This window comes from Leptospira montravelensis, assembly GCF_004770045.1.
Taxonomy (GTDB): Bacteria; Spirochaetota; Leptospiria; order Leptospirales; family Leptospiraceae; genus Leptospira_A; species Leptospira_A montravelensis.
Map to the genome: position 1 here is coordinate 1 of NZ_RQFO01000014.1, position 16,379 is coordinate 16,379.

Annotated in this window: 23 protein-coding genes; all 23 read left to right on the forward strand. The window is 34.3% G+C overall.

What is annotated here, in order from left to right; all coding sequences use genetic code 11:
• Window positions 1–136 precede the first annotated feature (136 nt).
• The 23 genes from EHQ31_RS09275 (at window position 137) to EHQ31_RS09385 (ending at window position 16,375) form a co-directional block, all read left to right on the forward strand.
• On the forward strand, window positions 137–1,069 hold the full coding sequence (locus EHQ31_RS09275) for a hypothetical protein (protein WP_135574155.1): 933 nt from the start codon (window positions 137–139) through the stop codon (window positions 1,067–1,069).
• Between the two features lie 233 nt (window positions 1,070–1,302).
• Window positions 1,303–1,818, forward strand: a complete 516-nt coding sequence (locus EHQ31_RS09280) for an MltR family transcriptional regulator (protein WP_135574157.1) — start codon at window positions 1,303–1,305, stop codon at window positions 1,816–1,818.
• Window positions 1,819–1,972: 154 nt separating this feature from the next.
• The gene (locus EHQ31_RS09285; RefSeq protein ID WP_135574159.1) at window positions 1,973–2,200 is read left to right on the forward strand and encodes a DUF2188 domain-containing protein; all 228 of its coding nucleotides are present in this window, start codon (window positions 1,973–1,975) and stop codon (window positions 2,198–2,200) included.
• 211 nt (window positions 2,201–2,411) lie between these two features.
• Complete coding sequence (locus tag EHQ31_RS09290; RefSeq protein ID WP_167481651.1) at window positions 2,412–3,158, forward strand: class I SAM-dependent methyltransferase; 747 nt, start codon at window positions 2,412–2,414, stop codon at window positions 3,156–3,158.
• 279 nt (window positions 3,159–3,437) lie between these two features.
• On the forward strand, window positions 3,438–3,683 hold the full coding sequence (locus tag EHQ31_RS09295) for a CopG family ribbon-helix-helix protein (protein ID WP_135574163.1): 246 nt from the start codon (window positions 3,438–3,440) through the stop codon (window positions 3,681–3,683).
• Window positions 3,683–4,099 (forward strand): putative toxin-antitoxin system toxin component, PIN family, encoded by a 417-nt coding sequence (locus EHQ31_RS09300; protein ID WP_135574165.1) that lies wholly within the window; start codon window positions 3,683–3,685, stop codon window positions 4,097–4,099. The genes EHQ31_RS09295 and EHQ31_RS09300 overlap by 1 nt, the downstream gene beginning before the upstream one ends.
• Window positions 4,100–4,369: 270 nt before the next feature.
• Window positions 4,370–4,651, forward strand: a complete 282-nt coding sequence (locus EHQ31_RS09305; RefSeq protein ID WP_135574167.1) for a type II toxin-antitoxin system RelE/ParE family toxin — start codon at window positions 4,370–4,372, stop codon at window positions 4,649–4,651.
• Window positions 4,652–4,663: 12 nt separating this feature from the next.
• Complete coding sequence (locus EHQ31_RS09310) at window positions 4,664–4,969, forward strand: HigA family addiction module antitoxin (RefSeq protein ID WP_100721806.1); 306 nt, start codon at window positions 4,664–4,666, stop codon at window positions 4,967–4,969.
• A 1,115-nt stretch (window positions 4,970–6,084) separates the two neighbouring features.
• The gene (locus EHQ31_RS09315; RefSeq protein WP_208652760.1) at window positions 6,085–6,285 is read left to right on the forward strand and encodes a type II toxin-antitoxin system VapB family antitoxin; all 201 of its coding nucleotides are present in this window, start codon (window positions 6,085–6,087) and stop codon (window positions 6,283–6,285) included.
• Complete coding sequence (locus tag EHQ31_RS09320; protein WP_135574171.1) at window positions 6,282–6,671, forward strand: PIN domain-containing protein; 390 nt, start codon at window positions 6,282–6,284, stop codon at window positions 6,669–6,671. Before EHQ31_RS09315 ends, EHQ31_RS09320 begins: the two co-directional genes overlap by 4 nt.
• 515 nt (window positions 6,672–7,186) lie before the next feature.
• Window positions 7,187–7,411 carry a hypothetical protein gene (locus EHQ31_RS09325; RefSeq protein WP_135574173.1) on the forward strand — a complete coding sequence of 75 codons (225 nt, stop codon included), beginning with the start codon at window positions 7,187–7,189 and terminating at the stop codon, window positions 7,409–7,411.
• Window positions 7,412–7,793: 382 nt separating this feature from the next.
• Entirely contained in the window at window positions 7,794–8,072 is a 279-nt protein-coding gene (locus tag EHQ31_RS09330) for a hypothetical protein (protein ID WP_135574175.1), read from the forward strand.
• Window positions 8,073–8,279: 207 nt separating this feature from the next.
• The gene (locus EHQ31_RS09335; protein ID WP_135574176.1) at window positions 8,280–8,606 is read left to right on the forward strand and encodes a hypothetical protein; all 327 of its coding nucleotides are present in this window, start codon (window positions 8,280–8,282) and stop codon (window positions 8,604–8,606) included.
• Between the two features lie 51 nt (window positions 8,607–8,657).
• Window positions 8,658–9,047, forward strand: a complete 390-nt coding sequence (locus tag EHQ31_RS09340; protein WP_135574178.1) for a hypothetical protein — start codon at window positions 8,658–8,660, stop codon at window positions 9,045–9,047.
• Between the two features lie 255 nt (window positions 9,048–9,302).
• On the forward strand, window positions 9,303–9,647 hold the full coding sequence (locus EHQ31_RS09345; RefSeq protein WP_100729106.1) for a helix-turn-helix domain-containing protein: 345 nt from the start codon (window positions 9,303–9,305) through the stop codon (window positions 9,645–9,647).
• Window positions 9,634–10,182 (forward strand): hypothetical protein, encoded by a 549-nt coding sequence (locus EHQ31_RS09350; RefSeq protein ID WP_135574180.1) that lies wholly within the window; start codon window positions 9,634–9,636, stop codon window positions 10,180–10,182. The genes EHQ31_RS09345 and EHQ31_RS09350 overlap by 14 nt, the downstream gene beginning before the upstream one ends.
• A gap of 345 nt (window positions 10,183–10,527) precedes the next feature.
• Window positions 10,528–10,809, forward strand: coding sequence for a type II toxin-antitoxin system RelE/ParE family toxin (locus EHQ31_RS09355; RefSeq protein WP_135574182.1), 282 nt, complete (start codon window positions 10,528–10,530; stop codon window positions 10,807–10,809).
• 11 nt (window positions 10,810–10,820) lie between these two features.
• Window positions 10,821–11,126 (forward strand): HigA family addiction module antitoxin, encoded by a 306-nt coding sequence (locus tag EHQ31_RS09360; protein WP_015679981.1) that lies wholly within the window; start codon window positions 10,821–10,823, stop codon window positions 11,124–11,126.
• A gap of 203 nt (window positions 11,127–11,329) precedes the next feature.
• A complete protein-coding gene (locus EHQ31_RS09365; RefSeq protein ID WP_135574184.1) occupies window positions 11,330–12,013 on the forward strand; it encodes a DUF4304 domain-containing protein in 684 nt (227 codons plus the stop codon).
• A 524-nt stretch (window positions 12,014–12,537) separates the two neighbouring features.
• Window positions 12,538–13,344, forward strand: a complete 807-nt coding sequence (locus tag EHQ31_RS09370; protein ID WP_135574574.1) for an integrase core domain-containing protein — start codon at window positions 12,538–12,540, stop codon at window positions 13,342–13,344.
• Window positions 13,345–13,504: 160 nt separating this feature from the next.
• A complete protein-coding gene (locus EHQ31_RS09375; RefSeq protein ID WP_135582927.1) occupies window positions 13,505–14,164 on the forward strand; it encodes an MORN repeat-containing protein in 660 nt (219 codons plus the stop codon).
• A gap of 407 nt (window positions 14,165–14,571) precedes the next feature.
• The gene (locus EHQ31_RS09380) at window positions 14,572–15,684 is read left to right on the forward strand and encodes a dual specificity protein phosphatase family protein (protein ID WP_135574188.1); all 1,113 of its coding nucleotides are present in this window, start codon (window positions 14,572–14,574) and stop codon (window positions 15,682–15,684) included.
• A 13-nt stretch (window positions 15,685–15,697) separates the two neighbouring features.
• Window positions 15,698–16,375, forward strand: a complete 678-nt coding sequence (locus EHQ31_RS09385; RefSeq protein WP_167481652.1) for a lysophospholipid acyltransferase family protein — start codon at window positions 15,698–15,700, stop codon at window positions 16,373–16,375.
• Window positions 16,376–16,379 lie beyond the last annotated feature (4 nt).

The window sequence follows — 16,379 nt, forward strand, 5'->3', positions numbered from 1 at the left end:
CGCAAGCCTCGTTCCAGTCCCTAACGTCCCGTTGGGACTCAGGGCCAGCCTACGTCGGTTAGTCTAGTTCGTTATCTGCCATTTTTCAAATCAAATTCACTCTATAAAAATTTTGAATAACTTGGACACTTAGAAAATGAATTCAAATAAACATAGCCTAGAAAACATAGAAGCTGAATTAAAAAAATATGACACTGAACATAACTATTCATCATATTCAGCTAACGATAAAGAATTAGAAAGACAATTTTTAACCGATACTATTAAAACAGACATAAAATCCACTCTGGGAATTGATATTTACCAGTATTCTCAATTTCCTGAACCGAATCAAAATTTTATCCCTGTCATATTCAAATTATTAATCGATGTGACTAATCTAAATATAGCAAAATATGATTTCATACTATTTCAAAAATATATTAAAAATTCTAAACTGGAAATCGACTTTATTGATTCAGGTGACGGAGGATTTTTCATATTTGAAAATCCATTACTGTCTTTAGCCTACGCAATCCATTTTCAAGAAGTCTTAACCAATTATAATACATATCATCTATACAGAAGACTTCGGATTAGCATTGGAGAAATTTCTTTAAGGTATTCGATAACATACGATTCTATTTTTCAATTAGATGATAATTTCTATGGTGCTTCGATTATAAACAATGCTCGAATCTTATCAAAAGATAAACTAAACCGATGCCTTAGCGACCAAAATACACACGACTGGTTTTTGAAATATTTTAACAGTATTGAACAACTCTCCAATATTACTGATAGAGACCTAAAAAGAGTTGAACCATTTAAAGATTATGACTTTAAAAATATCTCCAAAATAAAATTTTCCGCTTTATCAAAAAATGCAAATGGTGCAGTTCAATCCTTTGGTATTAAAAATATCTATTCTCAAAAGATAGGTTTAATAAAATCAAAGAATCAATATTTTTCTATTTATAACTTACAAATTACCTTTATTTACGGTATATTCAATGAAGAGGGCACTGAATATCAAAATATAACATCAACCCTAGGAAATTTAAATACATCAGGTTTAAATGTTGAATAAATTAAAGTCATAAAAAACGGCAGATAACAGCGCCTTAACGCTTCACTTCGGCACTTACGGCCTCGTTCGGTCTGCGACACATAGGCTTCTGGCACTCCCCTTGCCTGCGCAAGTGTCGTGGCCAGTCCCTAACGTCCCGTCGGGACTCAGGGTCAGCCTACGTCGTTAAGGCTAGTTCGTTATGCGTAATGGCTAAAATTAATTAGAATAAGTCAAAGACAAAATTTAATCGAATGTCCAACAAGACCGATCCCGAAATAATAGAATTATCTCAATTTCTGAATGAATTCAATAAAGAAAGCGATCGAGGAGCAGTTCTTGTTTCTACTTCATTAATTGATGAATGGTTAATGAAAATGTTATTTAGTTATTTTGCAGATGTTAAATCATCTAAAGATTTAATTGAAAGATTTAATGCACCATTAGGTACATTTTCATCAAAAATAAAAATAGCCTACTCTCTAGGTTTACTTCAGGAAAATGAATATAATGAAATCAACATAATAAGAAAAATTCGCAATGAATTTGGCCACTCATGGAAAGACATAGATTTTAAAAATAGTACAATTATTCAATTCTGTAATATGCTTCCTTGGCTAGGACCCAAGGAACTAGAAAAAGAATCTAATGCTAGAGAAAGATTTAATTTTACCGTTGTAATTTTACTAACTGATCTCATGTGGCGTGACCGTTTAATAAAAAAAGAAAAATGTAAAATAAGAACCTGGCCTAACAAATCAAGAAATTGATAAGAGAATCAAATTTTTTAGCGTAATTTCTTGTCTTTCGATTCATTTACCTGAAAATACTACTTAACTTTTTAAAAAGAGACACCAAAAATATATTGACAACTATACATCCGTATTGTATATTTAGGGACATAATCCTTCTTGGAGATTCACTATGTCTAAAAAAACACATCACGTTGTCCCTGCACAAAACGGTGGTTGGAATATAAAAAAAGGTGGTGGAGAAAGAGCCATCTTACATACCCAAACGAAAAAAGAAGCAATCGATAAAGGAAGAGAAATTAGTAAAAACCAACATTCTGAGTTTTATATTCACAACTTGAATGGTCAAATTTCTCAAAAAGATAGTCATGGAAATGATAAATATCCTCCTAAGGGCTAAAAATTCAAATAAAAGCTATATTATCATACCTTAGCCACTACGCATAACAGCGGGGAAACGCTGCGCTTCGGCACTTACGGCCTCGCTTGGGCTACGCAAGCTACATGCCAGTCCCTAACGTCCCGTTGGGACTCAGGGTCAGGGAACGTCGTCTCCCCTAGTTCGTTATACGCTATGGTGCAAAATTTCTTTAACAAAAAGGAAAATTAATTTGGATAAAAACGCAAAAACTTTCAATCTTGAATCAGAAAAATATTTTTTAAACCGCCCTCGGTATCCATTAGAATTATACAGTTTCATAAACAAGCACTGCAATGGTAATAAACTTGCTTGGGATTGCGCTTGCGGAAATGGACAAGTTGCCATTGATTTAGCTTCATATTTTGAAAAAATTGAAGCTTCCGATATAAATGAAAATCAAATTATAAACTCTTTCAAACACGAAAAAATTAACTACTCTATTCAGAATTCTGAGAATACTTATTTCCCGAATAATTACTTCGACCTCATTTGTGCTGCTCAATGTCTTCATTGGTTTAATTTTCAAATCTACTTTAATGAGGTCAAAAGAACACTTAAAAAGAATGGGCTATTTGTTACTTGGGGATATAGTTTCTTTAAAATAGATAATAATATTGACAACATAATTGATTCAGCTCTTTTTAAAATCATTGATCCTTTTTGGTCCGATAAAAATAGAATTTTACATAAACAATACTCTGGCATTGAATTTCCATTTACAAAAATTAATATTCCGGAAGTCGAAATGTCTTTATCTTGGGACTTAAATCAATTACTTTCATATTTACAAACTTGGTCAGCCGTAAAACTATATATAGATAAATATTCTGATCATTTGTTAGAAAATTTAAGACAACTTTTATCCGGACATTGGCCTGAAAATAGTAAGAAAAAAATTAAAATGGACTTCTTTTGTTATTTCGGGTATAACGAATAAAATGCACCACAGCGTATAACTACCGCTAACCACTTCGCTTCGGCACTTCCGGCCTCGCTCGGCCTGCGGCACATAGGCTTCTGGCACTCCTCTTGCTTGCGCAAGCGTCGTTCCAGTCCCTAACGTCCCTCCGGGACTCAGGGCCAGCCTACGTCGGTTAGCTGAGTTCGTTATGCGAACATTGCGGGGAAGAATCGCCACATCCGTGTGGCGTTTTTAAGAAATCCTTTAAAATTATCGATTTGACAAATATACAAATTTTGTATATCTTGGAGAATTATGAATCAGACTGTAAATATCTCTTTCGAAAAAACTCTCTTAAAAGAAATCGATAAAATTGCAAAAAGAGAGCATAGATCCAGATCTGAACTGATTCGTGAGGCAGCAAGGACTTACATTGAGAAAAAATCTAAGTGGCAAGCTATCTTCGATTTCGGCACTAAATCTGTTGAAAAATCAAATATTACAGAAGCTGACATTTTTGGAGAAATTAAAGCTGTTAGAAGAAATAGAAAAGTTTCTTAATGCTTAAAGTTCTCCTAGATACAAACATTTACATTTCTGCGATTCTATTTAATGGAAAACCTAAGCTTGTTTTACAAGATTTAATAGACGAGGTTTTTGTTGGATATATTTCAAATGAAATTCTCAATGAAATTGAAGAAACTTTAGCGAAACCTAAGTTTAAACTTCCAAATGACTTTATTCAGTTCACAATTGAAGAAATCAGAGGCTCTACAACTATTACTAAAAATAAACCTCTAAAGGATTATTTAAATCTAAGAGATAGAGATGATTTTCACATTCTTGAAACTGCTTTTTCTGCAAATATAGATTTCATAATTACTGGTGATAAAGACTTACTTACTCTTGAAAAAATCAAAGGTTTAAAAATAATTACACCTGATGAATACTTAAGAATAAAAGACGAACTTAGATAAGATTGCGACATCCGTGTCGCTCCCCGCAACGTCGCATAACAGCGACTAACCGCTTCGCTTCGGGACTTACGCCCTCGCTCGGTCTGCGACACATAGGCTTCTGGCACTCCTCTTGCTTACGCAAGCCTCGTTCCAGTCCCTAACGTCCCGTTGGGACTCAGGGCCAGCCTACGTCGGTTAGTCTAGTTCGTTATACGACATCACCAAGAATTTTATCCAAAGAACAAAATAACTATTGACAATAGTATCGCAATACGTTAGTATCTGATTGTGATTATAGGTTTTGCCGACAAAAAAACTGAAAAAGTTTGGAAAGGTGAGTTTTCTAAAGATTTACCAAATGAAGTTCAGAACCAAGGCAGAAAAAAACTTAGGATGATTAATAATGCTCAAAATATTGAAGACTTAAAAGTTCCTCCAGGAAATAAGTTAGAGATTCTAAAAGGTAACAGAAAAGGCCAGTATAGTATACGAATTAATGATCAATGGCGTATCTGTTTTTATTGGGACGGAAATAACGCTTCTTTAGTAGAAATTGTTGATTACCATTGATAAGGAGATTTTATGAAACGTTTAGCAAACATACATCCTGGACAAATTCTATCGGAAGAGTTTCTTACTCCATTGAATATAACTGCCTATCGCCTTGCTAAGGAAACTGGTATTCCACAAACAAGAATCAGTCAAATTCTACTTTATAAAAGATCAATTTCTGCTGATACGGCAATACGCTTATCAAAATTTTTTGGAACTACTCCACAATTCTGGCTTGGTTTACAAAATGATTATGATCTGGAAGAAGAAATGTTGAAAAAACAAAAAGAATTTAACGGAATTCACAATTACAAAGATCTAGCAAAAGCTTCTTAATTCTATTTAGTACCTCGGTGACGTCGTATAACAGCACCTTAACGCTTCGCTTCGGCACTTGCGGCCTCGCTCGGTCTGCGACACATAGGCTTCTGGCACTCCCCTTGCCTACGCAAGTGTCGTGGCCAGTCCCTAACGTCCCGTTCGGGACTCAGGGTCAGCCTACGTCGTTAAGGCTAGTTCGTTATGCGACAAGTGGTAAAATATTATTCATTACTAATTAAAATAAATTCTACGTAATTACTTGATAGGTAAAATAAATCCACTTTTTAATAGAATGAAAAAACAAATTCTCTGATATATTCATAAAGATTTACACGGACTATTCATAAACTCAACTTTGAAATAATCTTAATCCATTCGTTTCAATTAAGTATGAAACTTATCAAACCTCTCAAATTTAAATCGAACTATCGAAAAATAATAAAAAAATACTTCATTACAATATTATTTGCATTCCTATTATTAGGTTTCAGCTTTTTAGCAGTAAATTTTGCCTTTGCTTATTGTAAGAGTGAAATATTGTATGGAAACCAAACAAAGCAATACGGTCATATGCTGCTTACTATATTTTTAGCATTCTCTTACTTACCTATTCTACTACTATGGATTTATAAACGAACCCATGATTTAATCAATTTCAAAATAATCCTTACAGTTGTATCTATTGGCATCTTAAATCCATATACATTATTCATATTTATTGGATGCCATTTTTACAGAGAATGTTTGTAGTCGACCTGACTATACTCTTTCTTAATTTACCATTTCTGAGATATAATCATATTTAATTGAAAAAGAATTAATCTTAATAAATACCACACTGCGAATAACAGCGACTAACCGCTTCACTTCGGGACTTGCGCCCTCGTTCGGTCTACGACACATAGGCTTTTGTCACTCCTCTTGCTTACGCAAGCGTCGTGCCAATCCCTAACGTCCCGCTCCGGGACTCAGGGCCAGCCTACGTCGGTTAGTCTAGTTCGTTATGCGTAATGACCTAAATGTATGCCTCAGGACAAGGGTAACACCAATATAAAGGAAAAAATTTCCTTAACTTTTACTAATGTGACAGAAAAACAGGAGTTGACTAATGCATATAAAATAGTAAAATTATGCATATAATGAGAACAACAATAGATATACCAGAAGAGTTAGTTTTAGAAGCAATGAAACTTACACACATCAAAACTAAAACAGATGTAATCAAAGAAGGTTTGAATACATTAATTAGAAAAGAAAAGTTGAAAAACCTAAAAAATTTCAAAGGAACGATCGATCTTGACATAAACCTTAATGATTTAAGAAAAAGATGAATCAGGTTTTATTAGATTCTTCTGTTTGGATCGAATATTTTAGAGATTCTAATTCTAAAGTCTCTTACGAGGTTGATAAACTGATCGATATTGGAAACATTTTTACAAATGATTTAATTTTGACTGAAATAATTCCATTTCTTAAAATCAAAAAACAAAATCAATTAATTCAAATTCTGGATTCTATTGAAAGTTTTGAAATGAATATAGATTGGAAGCAAATAATCGAATTTCAGACCACAAACCTTAAAAATGGAATCAATAAAATTGGCATTCCAGATTTACTGATTCTTCAAAATACAATTCAAAATCATTGCTCCCTATTCACTTTAGATAAACATTTCAAACTAATGAGCAAAGTCCATAAGCTTGATCTTTATAATTAGGTCACTACGCATAACAGCAACTAACCGCTTCGCTTCGGGACTTGCGCCTTCGCTCGGTCTACGACACATAGGCTTCTGGCACTCCTCTTGCTAGCGCAAGCGTCGTTCCAGTCCCTAACGTCCCGTTCGGGACTCAGGGCCAGCCTACGTCGGTTAGTCTAGTTCGTTATGCGTAATCGTATAATTAGAAATCAGAAAAAATGGAACTTTCAAAAGAAAGATAAAAGGATATATTCAGTAAAATTAAAGATAGATATGAATATGAAGATTTTTTATTCATATCTCACGATCTTAAACAGATATTACCAAATTTCCCAAGCTGCGTATTAGAACAGTGGACATTCAGACATCGCAGTAATTTTTTAAATGACTACTGGGATCTAAAATTTGAAAATTTTGAATTCAATTTAGAAAACTGGAGCACTGAGAAAATATATAATAATATAGGATGGAAAGAAAGGGTTCCATTAGATTTTTGGGGCGATGAACTCTATGCTAGAAAAAATCCACTTCGGATGAAAACTTGGTTAGCTAAATATTTTATCGAAAATAAAACTTGGCCAAAACCAATTATTATTTTAACAGTAAACCAAATTCAATCATATCAGAATATAAAATTTTCAAAAGATTTTCATCTACTAGAGGGACATATGCGTCTTGCATATATGCGAGCACAATACAGAAATAAAATTGAAAATATACCTAAAAGTCACCTTGCATGGGTTGTGAAAATTGTCTAAAAAATTATACTATTAGTATAGAGGATTAATGGAAAACCTATTCTTTAAACTAGATACAAAAGATAAATTTACAAAAATTTCCGATCATTTAGTCAGATTGAATTTAACAAAAAATGACCTGGAAGAATCATAAAAATACATAGAAACTCTGTTAAATTCCTTTAATGATTTTCAAGAAATACTGGTAAAGGAATCACTTTCTGTATCAGCAGTTGTCTCTTATACTCGATGCTTTAATAGCGATTACTCCTTACCAATACCTATAGAAATTTTTGACGCTACCGTCCCAGATCCGACAAACCCAGCTAGTTTATCTATGAGAGAATTTCATAGACTAGTAATGAACTGGAGAAACCAACACATTGTACATTCGAATACACTTATGAATATAGGCGGAATCGGAGGAAATAAAAATGAGTCTGGATTACATGAAATTATTATTATAAGTGTAAGTAGGAGCAAAGTTGAAGATCCCTATTTCTACCAATCAATATTGAAATTGATCGAGGTTTCCCAAAAATACGTTGAAACACAAATCAATGAAAAATCAGAAGTTCTAAAAAAAGCATTAGATAATAATGACATTCAACTAAGCACAAATGAACTTAATTTTACTCCAATTCCATCCAATAAGAGCCCAAGAGAGCTATGGGGATTATAAATATACGACTACGCATAACAGCGCCTTAACGCTTCGCTTCGGCACGAGGCCTCGCTCGGCCTTCGGCAAATTCCCCTTCTGGCATTCGCCTTGCTTACGCAAGCTACATGCCAGTCCCTAACGTCCCGCTGGGACTCAGGGTCGGGGAACTTCGTTAAGTCTAGTTCGTTATACGCCATTTTTTAAAAAAGTAAGAAAATAACAAAAATGATAGAATTAATTTTATCCTTCCTTCAGAAGAACCAAAGCATACTTAGTGCAATATTCTATATCAGTGCTCTATGTATTTTTTCCTTTATTTTACAAAAAATTAAAAATTTAGCACGTGAAGCTACGGAAAAAACGATAAAAAACTATGAACAAACGATAAAACTTAGCGCAGATGAAACTATTAAAAAAACTGAAGCTTCACTCAGATTGGATACAGAAAAAAATTTAGAACAACATAAAAGAGAAATCGAATTATTATTTCGAGATGAAGATATCAGAAAAAATATTCTACAAAATACTATTATAGATGCCAACAAAAAATGAATAGATTTTTATAAAGAAATTTATTCTCTTTTTTTTGAAATTCTTTATGGATTGAACGAAGTACGATCTTCAACACTTGATATAAAAAAAAATAAATACAATAAATTACATAAAAAAACAGAAGAAATACGGACAAAAATTTTTATAAACTCAATTCATTTAGGTAAATTAACTCAATATCTATTGAATGCGCAATTAGCTTTCTGGGATGATATAAGATTAGAAGCAGATGAGGAATATGCAAAATATTACTTTACAGATGAAAATAGAAAGAAAGCATTTTATGCATCTGAACAAATAGACAATGCTAGTAAATGGATTATTGAAAACATGGGGACTGACAAAACTTATATAGATTTCGAATTAAACCCAAAGGATTTAGAAAACATTCTAAACATAAAGAACCAACAGATTGAGGAAATGTTTAAACCAAAAGAGTAAAAAAACGGCGTATAACAGCGACTTAACGCTTCGCTTCGGCACAAGGCCTCGCTCGGTCTGCGACACATAGGCTTCTGGCACTCCCCCTGCATCCGCAAGTGTCGTGGCCCTGAGTCCCTAACGTCCCGTTCGGGACTCAGGGCCAGCCTACGTCGTTAAGTCTAGTTCGTTATGCGTAATCCCTATAGACTACTTTTTAGTCTATATCGACTATTTTTTGGTTGATAGATTTGAGCGAATCTGTATTTATAAATCATGATACTTGATGGTATATTTGGGAACAAAACTGCTTCACGAGTTCTTCTACATTTATTTCATTACAATGAAATTCATTCAGCTGCAATAGCAAAGGATTATCAACTCGCTTCTACACCAATTAGGTTACAACTCGAACGTTTTGAAAATGCCGGTATTCTTGTAGCAAAAAATGTCGGAAGAACTAGGCTTTTTTCATTTAACCAAAAATCTCCATTTGTCAAACCTATTAAAGATATCTTAGAGATATTTTATAATTCATTAACTATAGAAGAAAAAGAAAAAATATTTTCAGCACGAAGAAGGCCTAGGCTAAAAGGGAAACCTGTATATGGAAGAGCCTAATTGGCCTATCGTTAATGAGGAAGACCTTTGGAAATTTGTTGGATGGCATCTTGCAAATAAAGGAATTCATTCCGTTTTAGTTGGTGGCGCTGTCGTGGCTATTTATTCAAAAGGAGCATATCGTTCTGGCGATTTAGATTTAGTTGAACCACTTTTATCAAAGCAGACTGAAATCAAGTCTACTATGGAAAGTATTGGCTTTAACAAAGTAAATCGTCATTATGTTCACCCAAAATGTCCGCATCTGTATATTGAATTCGTTTCTGCACCTGTATCAATAGGCGATGATTATAGAATTATTCCTGACGAAAAAGAATTCAAAGGAAAGATTCTCAAAATTTTATCTCCTACAGATTGTATCAAAGATAGACTAGCTTCATTCATACATTTCAAAGCTAGAGAATGTCTAGATCAGGCGTTGTTAGTTGCAAAAAGTCAAAATTTTGACTTACAAAAAGTAGAAGAATGGTGTTTAAATGAATCGAGTAGCGGTAAAGAAGCTTTCGATGAATTTATTAAGCTATATAAGAAATAATTTAATATACGGGACTACGCATAACAGCGACTTAACGCTTCGCTTCGGGACAAGCCCTCGCTCGGCCTACGGCAAATTCCCTTTCTGGCATTCGCCTTGCTTACGCAAGCTACATGCCAGTCCCTAACGTCCCGTTCCGGGACTCAGGGTCATGGAACTTCGGTAAGTCTAGTTCGTTATACGACATTCTTGGAAGCTTAAATTACTAATTTTAAATCTGTCTGATACGTTAGCGAAGAAAAAACGAACATGTCATTTTTTGAAATCTTAGTTCCAAATGAAAATATCTTAAAATCATCAGTAATAGTGTTTGACACTAGTATCTCAATACACCAGTATTGACTTGTGATAAAATCCTTCAGAGACAAAGATACTGAAGCTATTTGGAATGGTGCTCTATCTAAAAAATTTCCAAAGGAAATTCAAAGAACCGCGAGAAGAAAAATGATCCATATCGATAGTGCTAAAAATCTAGATGATTTAAAAACACCACCCGGAAACAGACTGCACCACCTTACTGATGACCGATCTGGACAACATTCAATAAGTATCAATATGAAATATAGAATCTGTTTTAATTGGAATAATGGTTCTGTCGAAAATGTGGAAATTATGGATTATCATTAAGGAGATTCTGTATGAATAAAGAACTTATGAACATTCATCCTGGGGAAATTCTATTAGAAGACTTTCTTAAACCGATGGAATTATCTGCTTACAAACTTGCGCAAAGTACTCTTATCGATCAAAAAAGAATTAGTGAAATTATTCATGGGAAAAGAGCAATTACAGCAGATACAGCTCTGCGTTTCTCTAAATTCTTCGGAAATTCTCCTGAGTTCTGGCTCTCGATTCAAGCTCATTATGATTTAGAAATCAAACAATATGAATTGAAAAATGAGTTAAGAGCAATAAAAAAATATAAAGAGCTTAAAGCCAGTTAAACCCAAGCACGTCGTATAACAGCATGTTACCGCTTCGCTTCGGCACTTCCGGCCTCGCTTGGCCTCCGGCAAATTCCCCTTCTGGCATTCGCCTTGCATACGCAAGCTACATGCCAGTCCCTAACGTCCCGTACGGGACTCAGGGTCGGGGAACGTCGTCTCCGCTATTTCGTTATACGCAATTTTTTAAATTGAATATCTAAATGGGTGCAAAAGAATTTAAAAATCTCTCTCGTTTACATCTATCTCCTAAATTAAAAGAAATGGGGTGGAATGGAGACGGTTTTAACTTTTACAAAACAACAAATAATATAATTCAAATTTTCGGAATTTATGGATCTTGGATAGGTGGAACAATTTACTGTGAAACTGCAATTCATTTTAATTTAATACCAGATCTGGCTGGAAATATTCAACCAGCAAAAATCAGATTTAATAGTTGCCTAATCCGGGAAAGATTAACTCGGAATGGTTTTGGAAGTTCAGGTTGGAAATTAAAAGAAAAGGAAGAAGATAATATCTCATCAATTCTTCAAATTCAAAATTCATTCGAAAAATTTGGATTAGAATTTTACAAAGAGTTCGAAAATTTTCCCAAACCATTTGATTCTATCAATCCCGAAGATATTCAAACTAAAAGAAATCTAAGAGTATTGGAGAAGTATTATATTCATAATGAAATATATTTTCTCTGGTTATTACTAGAAATAAATTGCAAAATGAAAAGACTTAATGTTGCAAATCGATTCTCTCAAATCGGCCTGGAAAAAGTAAACATTCACTTTCAGAAATTAATCAGCAATATAAAAGACGATAAACAAAAACTAATAACAGAAGAAAATTGGAAAAAAATGAAAGAAAACTTTCGAATAAAAAACTTCGTATAACAGCGACTAACCGCTTCACTTCGGTACTGCCGCCCTCGTTCGGTCTACGACACATAGGTAACACTTTCAAGTTATTCATCCCTTTAGATCACCTTTTTAGGAGGGCTTTGGGGATGCCTTGGAAGGAGTTTAATACCGTGGATTTAAGATTTCAATTCGTTCTGGATTCGTTCCAGACAGGCGTCAATTTTACTCAGCTTTGTGCTCAGTATGGCATCTCCACTAAGTGTGGATACAAGTGGTAAGAACCCTTTCTGAAGGAAGGGAAAGAAGGTCTTCGTGATTGGAAGAAAACTCCGAAGAACTCTCCCGCTAAAATTGCTCAAGATACAATTTTAGAGATCATTAAGATCAAAAATCACAGAAAGTTTTGGGGTGCTAAGAAAATCCGAGAACTCTACAAGACTCAATTCCCGAATCGCAAGGCTCCTAACAGATCTACCATTGAACGAATTCTTAAGAAAGCGGGACTACAAGATTCTAAGAGAAAAAGAAGACACACTAACTCTGGTCAACGTATCTCTATGCCCGAGAAAGCTACCAGACCTAATCATGTTTGGACTGTTGACTTTAAAGGATGGTGGTATACTCCGGAAGTTAATCCTCTCACTGTTCGAGACGATTTCTCCAAATACATTCTCTCTATAAAGACTCTTAAGAAAGGGGACATTCCTTCCGTTAAGGCCGAATTTATTAGGTTATTTAAAATCTATGGGATTCCGGATATCATTCGCTCTGACAATGGTCCTCCATTCGCTTCTATGCAGTCCCTTTGGGGACTCACTAAACTCTCTGTTTGGTGGCTCTCCCTAGGAATCAAACTTGATCGATTTCAACCTGGAAAACCTTACCAGAATGGCGCTCATGAGCGCATGCATAGGGACATGGCTCGCGAACTACAACATGAGATCGTGGGAAACATCACTCTCTTCCAAAAACTATTCGACAAGTGGAGAATCGATTTTAATAGAAACAGACCACATGAAGCTCTAGGTATGAAAACTCCTGAACAGATCTATGTGAAGTCAGATAAACTATTCGATCCAAATGCTGATTTACTCATCTCATATCCTTATGGCTTCAAGCAAAGACATGTCAATGACAGAGGATACATTAATTGGAATGGGCACCTCGTTATGGTTGGAAATCCTTTTAACGGATTTAATGTCGGGATCAAAAATGAAAACGATTCTGTTTCCATTTGGTTCGGTTCTAATAAGCTGGGGTTCATCGATCAAAATTTATTCTTGATCATTTCTGATCCTAACTCATACAAAGTTCATAAACCAAGAAAGATAAATAAAAAGTGTTACCCTTCTCATGACGCATAACCGTTACACATGTATTGAAGTCATACCAGAACTATAATAATACCTAAGTTCATAATTGACAAAACTAACCAAAATTAAGACTTAAGAGAAGGTACATCAAATGAAAAATATACTAGCAACTATAATTTCAATATCAATCTTATTTTCATGTAGATCTTCAATGCTAAAATGCACAGAAGAGAATCAATGTCAGAACAACAAAGGTAGATACATCGCAACTGGCGAATATAAAGACATTTATGAAGGACAAACTAAAGTAAGCCCATTTTTCAATTTTTGGGTAGACCGTATTTTACCTTTTGGTCGTGGAAAAATGCTATATATTCAAGAAAAACCAGGATACCATCGAAATGAATCTCTAATTTTTTCTTATGAAGGAGATTGGGATTGGATTCAACCAAATCCAAACATAGATTACATAAGCGTATATCATGGAAAAGGAACAAAAACATTAACTGACGGGACAGTAATTGATACCGAATGGCAATTTGGAGAACATAAAATTGGATCAGCAGGAAAAATTACTTTTAAGGATGGTAGAACAATCGCTGGAACTTGGGGCAAATACTTTCTATGTTCAGGAAATTGTTTAAATGGCACGGGAAGCTGGTCAAGTTCTGCTGGTGGTTGGATCCAATCGGGAACTTTCACAAATGGAAGCCTAAATGGAAACGGAGTCGAAGAAACAAATGAATATATTTTTACCGGAATTTTTGAACGGAACGCTAAAATATCAGGTAAAGTAAAATGCAAAGTAAATACAGTAGAATGCAAAAAATCTATACCGAAAGGTTATCACTCAATATTAGATTTCGAATAAAAACTACGCATAACAGAGAAAAAAAATCATTAACTCAATGAATTACATTCATTAGATGTTTCTACTAAACAATTTACAAAAAGCTAAAACCTTTCGCGTTATACCGAAAGTTTATAACATAGACCAAACGCTCATAAGAAAAACTCAATATTTGAAAAAACACTTTTTGTATTTTTCCTAAATACAAAAAGCTAACAAAAAATAAACGATTAATTTAAAATAACAAAGTATGATATAATTACTCCATCTAATTATGTCATTATTCATATAAACAATTTACCAAAATAATTTCCAATTTAAAAAGAATTTTCTTGTCATTAAATACTAACATACAATAGATAGACCTTTCAATCAAGCCTCCTATTGATCCAAATCAATCATTGGCGCTGATAACAGGAAACGTAAAGATGTCAAAATCAGAAAGAATTTATTGCGCGGGCCCAATGTTTAATCCTTCCGAAATCAACGAACTTGCCGCAATATCGAAACATCTGGAATCTCTAGGCTATTCTACATTCCTACCACCGAGAGATGGCTTAGAAATAGCTGAGTTATTTAAGGTAATACCAAAATCAAGAGATATTGTACCCGAAGAAGAACAAGGCTGGGCAAAATATTATCTAAAATCAGCAATTTTTGCAATAGATGTTTATAATGTTATCGAACGATGCGATGGTGTCGTATTAAATTTGAATGGAAGAGTTCCTGACGAAGGTGGAATTATTGAAGCAACTCTTGCCTTCGCAGCTGGAAAGCCAGTAGTTTTTTATAAGACAGATTATCGAACCAAACTATTTGGCGAAGACAACTTGATGGTAACTGGTTTAGCAAGAAGTGTCCCTTATGTAGAAAATTTAAAAGATTTAGAACAAGCATTAGATTTAAGTTTTGATATTCTTAGGAGACGAGGTGGTATCGGTGGTCCACTGCCTGCTTCCACAAATATCTGGGTAGAACTTGGACGACAAGTTTTCGATTACCTACTTCAACTACGAGGGTCCGAAAATTATAAAACAGGAAAAATCAATCAGATCGATATTATCCACCAACTCATTGGAATTCTTGCAAGGAGTAATTCATTAGAGAGTCCGGCAGTTGTTGAGACTGCAAAACCTGATGAAGTAATTGACGGCCTGTACATTAGTGGCTTACAAGCTTCTTTAAATAAGAAAGAACTACAAAAAAATGGAATTACACATATATTATCTCTAGGATCTTTTTTAGATGACCCTCATAAAGGTGAATTCAATCATAAATCATTCCGAATCTTAGACAATAAATCAGAATCATTATCTACAATACTTCAAGAATGTATGGAATTTATCGAAGAAGGAAGGAAAAACGGAAAAGTCCTTGTACATTGTCTATCAGGTGTTTCCAGGAGTGCTGCTATTGTAACTGCATACTTAGCAAAAACAAACGGAACTTCTGTAGATGATTCTATGCAATTTCTAAAGACGAAACGGAATGTTATTAATATAAATGAAGGATTTCGCGAGCAATTACGAGCGCTTGTGTAATGTAACTCTCAATATGAGAAGGACACTTGCTTTTCTCATTCTTTTAATAGTAACTTTTCTTTCCAAGGTATTTTATAAAGGTCATTTTCGATGGTTAGATCCAATTCCGAAAAATCCTTGGAAACAGATCAGACTTATTGTATTCTTAAACCATACATCGTTATACGAAGTAGTCTATTCCAAGATACTCCCATTTAGTTATCTTTGGCATTTATCTGGACACTTTAAAATCCCTGGTGCAGATACCACACTTAAACGCCCGATTGTGGGAACTTTTTTGAAACTACTGATCCCTAATTTATATTCAGTTTCTAGAAAAAACGATGAGACCTGGGATCTTTACCTTCAAAGTCTTAAACCAACAGATATTGTTATGATCACCCCCGAAGGACGAATGAAGCGACCAACCGGATTTGATAAGTTTGGAAAACCTATGACAGTCAGAGCTGGTGTGGCAGATATTATGGAGAAAATGGATGATGGAATGATGTTACTTTGCTTATCTGGTGGTCTTCATCATGTGCAGGCTCCAGGACAATTTTTTCCAAAGCTATTTAAAAATATTCACATGAACTTTTCTTATATCGATATTAAATCTTATAAAGCGCAATTTCCTGAATCCAAACGGGAACGAAAACTTGCGATAGTTCAGGATCTTCAAAGAAGATTAGAAACTGATTGTCCAAAATAAAACT

What these genes read in the sequence shown, in the direction of transcription:
- EHQ31_RS09275 (WP_135574155.1), top strand. Translation starts at nt 137, where the DNA reads ATGAATTCAAATAAACATAGCCTAGAAAACATAGAAGCTGAATTAAAA.
- EHQ31_RS09280 (WP_135574157.1), top strand. Translation starts at nt 1,303, where the DNA reads ATGTCCAACAAGACCGATCCCGAAATAATAGAATTATCTCAATTTCTG.
- EHQ31_RS09285 (WP_135574159.1), top strand. Translation starts at nt 1,973, where the DNA reads ATGTCTAAAAAAACACATCACGTTGTCCCTGCACAAAACGGTGGTTGG.
- EHQ31_RS09295 (WP_135574163.1), top strand. Translation starts at nt 3,438, where the DNA reads ATGAATCAGACTGTAAATATCTCTTTCGAAAAAACTCTCTTAAAAGAA.
- EHQ31_RS09300 (WP_135574165.1), top strand. Translation starts at nt 3,683, where the DNA reads ATGCTTAAAGTTCTCCTAGATACAAACATTTACATTTCTGCGATTCTA.
- EHQ31_RS09310 (WP_100721806.1), top strand. Translation starts at nt 4,664, where the DNA reads ATGAAACGTTTAGCAAACATACATCCTGGACAAATTCTATCGGAAGAG.
- EHQ31_RS09315 (WP_208652760.1), top strand. Translation starts at nt 6,085, where the DNA reads ATGCATATAATGAGAACAACAATAGATATACCAGAAGAGTTAGTTTTA.
- EHQ31_RS09320 (WP_135574171.1), top strand. Translation starts at nt 6,282, where the DNA reads ATGAATCAGGTTTTATTAGATTCTTCTGTTTGGATCGAATATTTTAGA.
- EHQ31_RS09325 (WP_135574173.1), top strand. Translation starts at nt 7,187, where the DNA reads ATGAAAACTTGGTTAGCTAAATATTTTATCGAAAATAAAACTTGGCCA.
- EHQ31_RS09330 (WP_135574175.1), top strand. Translation starts at nt 7,794, where the DNA reads ATGAATATAGGCGGAATCGGAGGAAATAAAAATGAGTCTGGATTACAT.
- EHQ31_RS09335 (WP_135574176.1), top strand. Translation starts at nt 8,280, where the DNA reads ATGATAGAATTAATTTTATCCTTCCTTCAGAAGAACCAAAGCATACTT.
- EHQ31_RS09345 (WP_100729106.1), top strand. Translation starts at nt 9,303, where the DNA reads ATGATACTTGATGGTATATTTGGGAACAAAACTGCTTCACGAGTTCTT.
- EHQ31_RS09350 (WP_135574180.1), top strand. Translation starts at nt 9,634, where the DNA reads ATGGAAGAGCCTAATTGGCCTATCGTTAATGAGGAAGACCTTTGGAAA.
- EHQ31_RS09360 (WP_015679981.1), top strand. Translation starts at nt 10,821, where the DNA reads ATGAATAAAGAACTTATGAACATTCATCCTGGGGAAATTCTATTAGAA.
- EHQ31_RS09365 (WP_135574184.1), top strand. Translation starts at nt 11,330, where the DNA reads ATGGGTGCAAAAGAATTTAAAAATCTCTCTCGTTTACATCTATCTCCT.
- EHQ31_RS09370 (WP_135574574.1), top strand. Translation starts at nt 12,538, where the DNA reads ATGCCCGAGAAAGCTACCAGACCTAATCATGTTTGGACTGTTGACTTT.
- EHQ31_RS09375 (WP_135582927.1), top strand. Translation starts at nt 13,505, where the DNA reads ATGCTAAAATGCACAGAAGAGAATCAATGTCAGAACAACAAAGGTAGA.
- EHQ31_RS09380 (WP_135574188.1), top strand. Translation starts at nt 14,572, where the DNA reads ATGTCAAAATCAGAAAGAATTTATTGCGCGGGCCCAATGTTTAATCCT.
- EHQ31_RS09385 (WP_167481652.1), top strand. Translation starts at nt 15,698, where the DNA reads ATGAGAAGGACACTTGCTTTTCTCATTCTTTTAATAGTAACTTTTCTT.